We start from the raw sequence: 9,315 nt of genomic DNA, 5'->3' as shown, positions 1-9,315 counted from the left end.
ACCGGCAGGACGCCGGTTTAGCCGCGACGGGCCAGGGACGGGCCGTCGCGGCGGCCCGCGGAGCAATGCCGGAGTGAGGGCACGCCGAGCCTAAGCGAGGCGCCGACAGGCGGGGCAGAGCGTTTTGCTTACTTTTGCGCTGTTCAAAAGTGAGCCGCTGTAAGAGCGGAACCCTAGGAAGCCGTTACCGCAGCAACGGATATGTACACCATCAAGCCGCCCCCCCAACCCCCAAATTTCGATCAAAACATTGACCCAGAGCGGTATCCCCACCTACAAAACCAGTTAAAAGATCCGCTTTACCAACTAGCACCACGAGCACAAGTAACAGCAACTTCCTCCGCTAAACCCCGAACAGCTGTTTAAAATCCACGCAAACAATATTCATTATCATTTAGAGCATGAAAACTTCTTTACAGCTTAAACAAAACATAATTGGCGAAAAGCCCGCTAATGCCCGCCCCGCAAGGGCTACAGCCCCAAGAAGGTGCACTATGTCCTTATTCCATCGAATAATTTCGCTATAGGAATTTTACTTGCCCGGTGTTTAGCCATAAAATCACCGCGATTGATTGCGCTGCGACATATCGTCACTGCATCGTTACTTTTTCAAGCTCAGAGACCTTTGCTCTCTGTTAAGGATTTCCAGCATGACCGAAGCGACAGGACTCATGGCCCACAACTGGGGCTTTGCCATTTTCCTCCTCGGTGTTGTCGGCCTTTGCGCCTTCATGCTCGGTGTCTCCAGCCTCCTCGGGTCAAAAGCCTGGGGCCGCAGCAAAAATGAACCGTTCGAGTCCGGCATGCTGCCTACAGGTGGCGCCCGCTTGCGGCTCTCAGCCAAATTCTATCTGGTCGCGATGCTCTTCGTGATCTTCGATATCGAAGCCCTTTTTCTCTTTGCCTGGTCTGTGTCCGTCCGCGAAAGCGGCTGGACCGGATTCGTCGAAGCCCTCGTTTTCATAGCAATTCTGTTGGCAGGCCTTGTCTACCTATTTCGAGTGGGCGCCCTTGATTGGGCTCCGGAAGCTCGTCGCAAGCGGCAAGCGAAGCTGAAACAATGAGGCTTTGGCGATGCAATACAATCTCACCAGGATCGACCCGGATGCTCCTAACGAGCAGTACCCAATCGGCGAACGCGAAACCGTTTCCGACCCGTTAGAAGACCAAGTCCACAAAAACATCTACATGGGCAAGCTCGAAGACGTGCTGAATGGCGCGGTCAACTGGGGACGTAAAAACTCCCTGTGGCCGTACAACTTCGGTCTGTCCTGCTGCTACGTGGAAATGACCACCGCCTTCACGGCGCCCCACGACATCGCGCGCTTTGGCGCCGAAGTTATCCGGGCATCGCCGCGTCAGGCGGATTTCATGGTTATCGCCGGTACCTGCTTTATCAAGATGGCGCCGATCATTCAGCGTCTCTACGAGCAAATGCTCGAGCCAAAGTGGGTTATCTCCATGGGTTCGTGCGCCAACTCCGGTGGCATGTACGACATCTACTCCGTGGTTCAAGGGGTGGACAAGTTCCTGCCCGTGGACGTCTACGTGCCTGGCTGCCCGCCCCGCCCTGAAGCATTTCTGCAAGGCTTGATGCTGCTGCAGGAATCGATTGGCAAGGAGCGTCGCCCACTTTCCTGGGTTGTCGGAGATCAAGGCGTATACCGCGCCGAGATGCCGTCACAAAAGGAACAGCGCCGCGAACAGCGTATTCAGGTAACCAACCTGCGCAGCCCCGACGAAGTCTGATCCAGAACCGCTTCTTTTATAGAACGAAAACCTGGCTTCATTCTTTACGTTGACCGAAAGCGATAAAAAACCATGACTACAGGCAGTGCTCGACGCATCCCGCCTTATAAGGCAGACGACCAGGATGTGGTCGTCGAACTCAATAACCGTTTTGGCCCTGACGCCTTCACCGCCCAGGCCACACGCACCGGTATGCCGGTGCTGTGGGTGGCGCGTGCCAGGCTCGTCGAAGTCCTGAGCTTCCTGCGCAACCTGCCCAAGCCGTACGTCATGCTGTATGACCTGCATGGCGTGGACGAGCGCCTGCGCACCAAGCGCCAGGGGCTGCCGAGCGGCGCCGATTTCACCGTGTTCTACCACCTGATGTCGCTGGAACGTAACAGCGACGTGATGATCAAGGTGGCCCTCTCCGAGAGCGACCTGAGCGTTCCGACCGTGACCGGTATCTGGCCTAACGCCAACTGGTACGAGCGTGAAGTGTGGGACATGTTCGGCATCGACTTCCCAGGCCACCCGCACCTGACGCGCATCATGATGCCGCCGACCTGGGAAGGTCACCCGCTGCGCAAGGACTTCCCTGCCCGCGCCACCGAATTCGATCCATTCAGCCTGACCCTCGCCAAGCAACAGCTTGAAGAAGAGGCGGCACGCTTCCGTCCGGAAGACTGGGGCATGAAGCGCTCCGGTACCAACGAGGACTACATGTTCCTCAACCTGGGCCCGAACCACCCTTCGGCTCACGGTGCCTTCCGCATCATCCTGCAACTGGACGGCGAAGAAATCGTCGACTGCGTGCCTGACGTCGGCTACCACCACCGTGGTGCCGAGAAGATGGCCGAGCGTCAGTCGTGGCACAGCTTCATCCCGTACACCGACCGTATCGACTACCTCGGCGGCGTGATGAACAACCTGCCGTACGTGCTCTCGGTCGAGAAGCTGGCCGGCATCAAGGTACCGGACAAGGTCGACACCATCCGCATCATGATGGCCGAGTTCTTCCGGATCACCAGCCACCTGCTGTTCCTGGGTACCTATATCCAGGACGTCGGCGCCATGACCCCGGTGTTCTTCACCTTCACCGACCGTCAACGCGCCTACAAGGTGATCGAAGCCATCACCGGTTTCCGCCTGCACCCGGCCTGGTACCGCATCGGCGGTGTTGCCCACGACCTGCCGCGTGGCTGGGAACGCCTGGTCAAGGAATTCATCGACTGGATGCCCAAACGTCTGGACGAGTACCAGAAAGCCGCCCTGGACAACAGCATTCTCAAAGGCCGGACCATCGGCGTCGCTGCCTACAACACCAAAGAGGCCCTGGAATGGGGCGTCACCGGTGCCGGCCTGCGTTCCACCGGTTGCGATTTCGACCTGCGTAAAGCGCGCCCGTACTCCGGCTACCAGAACTTCGAATTCGAAGTGCCGCTGGCAGCCAACGGCGATGCCTACGACCGCTGCATCGTGCGCGTCGAAGAAATGCGCCAGAGCCTGAAAATCATCGAACAGTGCATGCGCAACATGCCGGAAGGCCCGTACAAGGCGGATCACCCGCTGACCACGCCGCCGCCGAAAGAGCGCACGCTGCAACACATCGAAACCCTGATCACGCACTTCCTGCAAGTTTCGTGGGGCCCGGTAATGCCGGCCAACGAGTCCTTCCAGATGATCGAAGCGACCAAGGGTATCAACAGTTATTACCTGACGAGCGATGGCGGCACCATGAGCTACCGCACCCGGATTCGCACCCCAAGCTTCCCGCACCTGCAGCAGATCCCTTCGGTGATCAAGGGTGAAATGGTCGCGGACTTGATTGCGTACCTGGGTAGTATCGATTTCGTTATGGCCGACGTGGACCGCTAAGCATGAATAGCACGCTTATCCAGACAGACCGTTTCACCTTGAGTGAAACCGAGCGCTCGGCCATCGAGCACGAGCTGCATCACTACGAAGACCCGCGCGCGGCGTCGATCGAAGCCTTGAAGATCGTCCAGAAGGAACGTGGCTGGGTGCCGGACGGCGCCCTCTACGCCATCGGCGAGATCCTCGGCATCCCTGCCAGCGACGTTGAAGGCGTGGCGACGTTCTACAGCCAGATCTTCCGCCAGCCGGTTGGCCGCCACATCATTCGCGTATGCGACAGCATGGTCTGCTACATCGGTGGCCACGAGTCGGTGGTCAGCGAAATCCAGAGCAAGCTGGGCATCGGCCTGGGCCAAACCACCCCGGACGGGCGCTTCACGCTGCTGCCGGTGTGCTGCCTGGGCAACTGTGACAAGGCGCCGGCGTTGATGATCGACGACGACACATTCGGCGACGTACAGCCTGCTGGCGTCACCCAATTGCTCGAGGGCTACCCATGACCCTGACTTCCTTCGGTCCTGCCAACCGCATCAAGCGCACGGCTGAGACTCACCCGCTGACCTGGCGCCTGCGTGACGACGGCGAAGCCGTGTGGCTCGACGAATACCAGGCCAAGAACGGTTACGCGGCCGCGCGCAAAGCCTTTGCCGACATGGCCCAGGACGACATCGTCCAGACCGTGAAAGACGCAGGCCTTAAAGGCCGCGGCGGTGCTGGCTTCCCCACGGGTGTTAAGTGGGGCCTGATGCCCAAGGACGAATCCATCAACATCCGCTACCTGCTGTGCAACGCGGATGAAATGGAGCCGAACACCTGGAAAGACCGCATGCTGATGGAGCAACTGCCCCATCTGCTGATCGAAGGCATGCTGATCAGTGCCCGCGCGCTGAAAACCTACCGTGGCTATATCTTCCTGCGTGGCGAATACACCACCGCCGCCAAGCACCTGACCCGTGCCGTGGAAGAAGCCAAGGCTGCAGGCCTTTTGGGCAAGAACATCCTGGGTTCCGGTTTTGACTTCGAACTGTTCGTGCACACCGGCGCCGGGCGTTATATCTGCGGTGAAGAAACCGCACTGATCAACTCCCTCGAAGGCCGCCGCGCCAACCCGCGTTCCAAGCCGCCCTTCCCTGCCGCCGTTGGCGTGTGGGGCAAGCCGACGTGCGTGAACAACGTTGAAACCCTGTGCAACGTGCCGGCAATCATCGGCGACGGCGTGGAGTGGTACAAATCGTTGGCCCGCGAAGGCAGCGAAGACATGGGCACCAAGCTCATGGGCTTCTCCGGCAAGGTCAAGAACCCGGGCCTGTGGGAACTGCCTTTCGGCGTGACCGCACGCGAGCTGTTCGAGGACTACGCCGGCGGCATGCGCGACGGCTACACCCTCAAGGCCTGGCAGCCAGGCGGCGCCGGTACCGGCTTCCTGTTGCCCGAGCACCTGGACGCACAAATGTACGCCGGCGGCATCGGCAAGGTGGGCACCCGTATGGGTACTGGCCTGGCCATGGCCGTGGACAACACCGTGAACATGGTGTCGTTGCTGCGCAACATGGAGCAGTTCTTCTCCCGCGAATCCTGTGGTTTCTGCACCCCGTGCCGCGATGGTTTGCCATGGAGCGTCAAGCTGCTGATGGCCATCGAGAACGGCGAAGGTCAGCCCGGCGATATCGAGACCCTGCTGGGTCTGGTCGGTTTCCTCGGCCCTGGCAAGACCTTCTGTGCTCACGCACCGGGCGCCGTGGAGCCATTGGGCAGCGCGATCAAATACTTCCGCTCTGAATTCGAGGCTGGCATCGCACCTGCGCGCGCCGGCGACCTGAATCAGGTGGTAACACCGACCATGGTCGGTGCGTAACGCTTAAAAAGGCGAAGGGTCCGTGCCCCTCGCCTTCTCATGTGCTGACGCCTTTATGGCTGTGTTGATGCACATGAATAACAAGATTCCATTAGCCACGCCCGCTGACACCGGGCCAACGAAGAACTTTGAACCATGGCCACTATCCACGTAGACGGCAAAGAGCTCGAAGTCGATGGGGCAGACAACCTGTTACAGGCGTGTCTGTCGCTAGGCCTCGACATTCCATATTTCTGCTGGCACCCCGCCCTTGGCAGCGTTGGCGCTTGCCGCCAGTGCGCGGTCAAGCAGTACACCGACGAGAACGACACCCGTGGTCGTATCGTCATGTCCTGCATGACCCCTGCCACCGACGGCAGCTGGATTTCCATCGAAGACGAAGAAGCGAAAGTGTTTCGCGCCAGCGTCGTCGAATGGCTGATGACCAACCACCCGCACGACTGCCCTGTGTGTGAGGAAGGCGGTCACTGCCACCTGCAAGACATGACCGTGATGACCGGCCACAACGAGCGCCGGTATCGCTTCACCAAGCGTACTCACCAGAACCAGCAACTGGGCCCGTTCATTTCCCACGAGATGAACCGCTGCATCGCTTGCTACCGCTGCGTACGCTTCTATAAGGACTACGCCGGCGGCACCGACCTCGGTGTATTCGGCGCCCACGACAACGTGTACTTCGGTCGCGTTGAAGACGGCACCCTGGAAAGCGAGTTCTCCGGCAACCTCACCGAGGTCTGCCCGACCGGTGTGTTCACCGACAAGACTCACTCCGAGCGCTATAACCGTAAGTGGGACATGCAGTTCTCGCCGAGCATCTGCCATGGCTGCTCCAGCGGTTGCAACATCTCCCCGGGCGAGCGTTATGGCGAACTGCGTCGTATCGAAAACCGCTTCAACGGTTCGGTCAACCAGTACTTCCTGTGCGACCGTGGCCGTTTCGGTTATGGCTACGTCAACCGTGAAGACCGCCCGCGTCAGCCACTGCTGGCCGACGGCGCCAAGCTGAGCCTCGACGAAGCGCTGGATAAAGCCGCTGACCTGCTGCGCGGTCGCAACATCGTCGGTATCGGTTCGCCCCGCGCCAGCCTCGAAAGCAACTACGCGTTGCGCGAACTGGTGGGTGCCGAGCACTTCTACTCGGGTATCGAAGCCGGTGAACTGGAGCGCATCCGCCTGGTGCTGCAAGTTCTGAACGACAGCCCGCTGCCGGTTCCGAACATGCGCGACATCGAAGACCACGACGCGATCTTCGTCCTTGGTGAAGACCTGACCCAGACCGCTGCCCGCGTTGCCCTGTCCCTGCGCCAGTCGGTAAAAGGCAAGGCCGAAGACATGGCCGACGCCATGCGCGTCCAGCCTTGGCTCGACGCTGCGGTGAAAAACATCGGCCAGCACGCGCTGAACCCGCTGTTTATCGCCAGCCTGACCGACACCAAGCTCGACGACATCGCTGAAGAATGCGTACACGCCGCACCCGACGACCTGGCTCGCATCGGTTTCGCCGTGGCCCACGCCATCGATGCCAGCGCGCCTGCCGTTGAAGGCCTGGACGCTGAAGCCGTTGAACTGGCCAAGCGCATCGCCGACGCCCTGCTGGCGGCCAAGCGTCCGTTGATCATTGCCGGTACCTCGTTGGGTTCCAAGGCGCTGATCGAAGCCGCTGCCAACATCGCCAAAGCCTTGAAGCTGCGCGAGAAGAACGGTTCCATCAGCCTGATCGTGCCGGAAGCCAACAGCCTCGGCCTGGCCATGCTCGGTGGCGAGTCCCTGGACGCCGCCCTGCAAGCCGTGACCGACGGCAGCGCCGACGCGATCGTGGTACTGGAAAACGACCTGTACACCCGCACTGATTCGGCCAAGGTCGACGCAGCGCTGAACGCGGCCAAAGTGGTGATCGTTGCCGACCACCAGAAAACCGCCACCAGCGACCGCGCTCACCTGGTACTGCCAGCCGCCAGCTTTGCTGAAGGCGACGGTACCCTGGTCAGCCAGGAAGGCCGCGCCCAGCGCTTCTTCCAGGTGTTCGATCCGAAGTACATGGACGCCAGCATCCTGGTTCACGAAGGCTGGCGCTGGCTGCATGCCCTGCGCGCCACCCTGCTGAACCAGCCGATCGACTGGACCCAGCTCGACCACGTGACCGCAGCCGCAGCCGCAGCCGCACCGCAACTGGCACGCATCGTCGACGCTGCACAGTCTGCCTCGTTCCGTATCAAGGGCATGAAGCTTGCCCGCGAACCGCTGCGTTACTCCGGCCGTACCGCCATGCGTGCTGACATCAGCGTGCATGAGCCACGTACCCCGCAAGACATCGACACCGCGTTCGCCTTCTCCATGGAAGGTTACTCGGGTTCGGTCGAGCCACGTCAGCAGGTGCCATTTGCCTGGTCGCCGGGCTGGAACTCGCCGCAAGCCTGGAACAAGTTCCAGGACGAAGTCGGTGGTCACATCCGTGCTGGCGACCCGGGCACCCGCCTGATTGAAAGCACCGGTGACTCGCTGAACTGGTTCGCCAGTGTGCCGCGTCCGTTCAACCCGGCCCAGGGTACCTGGCAGGTTGTGCCGTTCTTCCACCTGTTCGGCAGCGAAGAAACCTCTTCCAAAGCCGCGCCGGTACAAGAGCGCATTCCACAAGCCTATGTGTCCGTAGCCAAGTCCGAAGCCGACCGCTTGGGCGTCAACGACGGTGCCCTGCTCAGCTTGAACGTAGCCGGCAAGACCCTGCGTCTGCCGCTGCGCATCGACGAAGAGTTGGGGGCTGGCCTGGTTGCATTGCCAAAAGGCCTCGCCGGGATTCCTCCCGCGATCTTCGGCCTTACCGTTGACGGTCTGCAGGAGGCAGCTCAATGACCTGGTTCACCCCTGAAGTGATCGACGTGATCATCGCGGTGGTCAAGGCCATCGTGATCCTGTTGGCCGTGGTCGTGGCGGGCGCCTTGCTCAGCTTCGTCGAACGTCGCCTGCTGGGCTGGTGGCAGGACCGTTACGGTCCGAACCGCGTTGGCCCGTTCGGCATGTTCCAGATCGCCGCCGACATGCTGAAAATGTTCTTCAAGGAAGACTGGACCCCGCCGTTTGCCGACAAGGTGATCTTCACCCTGGCACCGGTCGTGGCCATGAGCGCCTTGCTGATTGCCTTCGCCGTCATCCCGATCACCCCGACCTGGGGCGTGGCGGACCTGAACATCGGCTTGCTGTTCTTCTTCGCCATGGCCGGCTTGTCGGTCTACGCGGTGCTGTTCGCCGGTTGGGCCAGTAACAACAAGTTCGCCCTCTTGGGCAGCTTGCGGGCTTCGGCCCAGACCGTGTCCTACGAAGTGTTCATGGGCCTCGCGCTGATGGGCATCGTGGTGCAGGTGGGCTCGTTCAACATGCGCGACATCGTCGAGTACCAGGCGCAGAACCTGTGGTTCATCATTCCGCAGTTCTTCGGCTTCTGTACCTTCTTCATCGCTGGCGTCGCCGTGACTCACCGTCACCCGTTCGACCAGCCGGAAGCGGAACAGGAACTGGCCGACGGTTACCACATTGAATATGCCGGCATGAAGTGGGGCATGTTCTTCGTAGGTGAGTACATCGGCATCATCTTGATCTCGGCCCTGCTGGTCACGCTGTTCTTCGGCGGCTGGCACGGCCCATTCGGCATCCTGCCGCAGCTGGCGTTCTTCTGGTTCTTCCTGAAGACCGCGTTCTTCATCATGCTGTTCATCCTGCTGCGCGCTTCCATCCCGCGCCCACGGTATGACCAGGTGATGGATTTCAGCTGGCGATTCTGCCTGCCGCTGACCCTGATCAATTTGCTGGTGACTGCTGCCGTTGTGTTGTTGAACACGCCAGCGGGCGCGGTTCAGTGA

The 9,315-nt window shown here is 60.5% G+C and carries 7 protein-coding genes; all 7 read left to right on the top strand.

Annotation, left to right across the window (positions count from 1 at the left end; all coding sequences use genetic code 11):
* The first annotated feature begins 650 nt into the window (after positions 1 to 650).
* The gene (locus tag CEC48_RS26150) at positions 651 to 1,064 is read left to right on the top strand and encodes an NADH-quinone oxidoreductase subunit A (RefSeq protein WP_003219575.1); all 414 of its coding nucleotides are present in this window, start codon (positions 651 to 653) and stop codon (positions 1,062 to 1,064) included.
* Between the two features lie 10 nt (positions 1,065 to 1,074).
* Positions 1,075 to 1,749, top strand: coding sequence for an NADH-quinone oxidoreductase subunit B family protein (locus CEC48_RS26145; protein ID WP_020296745.1), 675 nt, complete (start codon positions 1,075 to 1,077; stop codon positions 1,747 to 1,749).
* A gap of 72 nt (positions 1,750 to 1,821) precedes the next feature.
* The gene (nuoC, locus tag CEC48_RS26140; protein ID WP_088426357.1) at positions 1,822 to 3,606 is read left to right on the top strand and encodes an NADH-quinone oxidoreductase subunit C/D; all 1,785 of its coding nucleotides are present in this window, start codon (positions 1,822 to 1,824) and stop codon (positions 3,604 to 3,606) included.
* 2 nt (positions 3,607 to 3,608) lie between these two features.
* Entirely contained in the window at positions 3,609 to 4,106 is a 498-nt protein-coding gene (gene nuoE, locus CEC48_RS26135; protein ID WP_003219568.1) for an NADH-quinone oxidoreductase subunit NuoE, read from the top strand.
* A complete protein-coding gene (gene nuoF / locus CEC48_RS26130) occupies positions 4,103 to 5,461 on the top strand; it encodes an NADH-quinone oxidoreductase subunit NuoF (RefSeq protein ID WP_088426356.1) in 1,359 nt (452 codons plus the stop codon). The genes nuoE and nuoF overlap by 4 nt, the downstream gene beginning before the upstream one ends.
* A 135-nt stretch (positions 5,462 to 5,596) precedes the next feature.
* A complete protein-coding gene (gene nuoG / locus CEC48_RS26125; protein ID WP_088426355.1) occupies positions 5,597 to 8,311 on the top strand; it encodes an NADH-quinone oxidoreductase subunit NuoG in 2,715 nt (904 codons plus the stop codon).
* Complete coding sequence (gene nuoH / locus CEC48_RS26120) at positions 8,308 to 9,315, top strand: NADH-quinone oxidoreductase subunit NuoH (RefSeq protein WP_088426354.1); 1,008 nt, start codon at positions 8,308 to 8,310, stop codon at positions 9,313 to 9,315. The genes nuoG and nuoH overlap by 4 nt, the downstream gene beginning before the upstream one ends.

The organism is Pseudomonas sp. K2I15, from assembly GCF_002204795.1.
Lineage (GTDB): Bacteria > Pseudomonadota > Gammaproteobacteria > Pseudomonadales > Pseudomonadaceae > Aquipseudomonas.
Note: the sequence above shows the minus strand (reverse complement) of the source record. Positions and strands in the feature narration are given on the sequence as shown.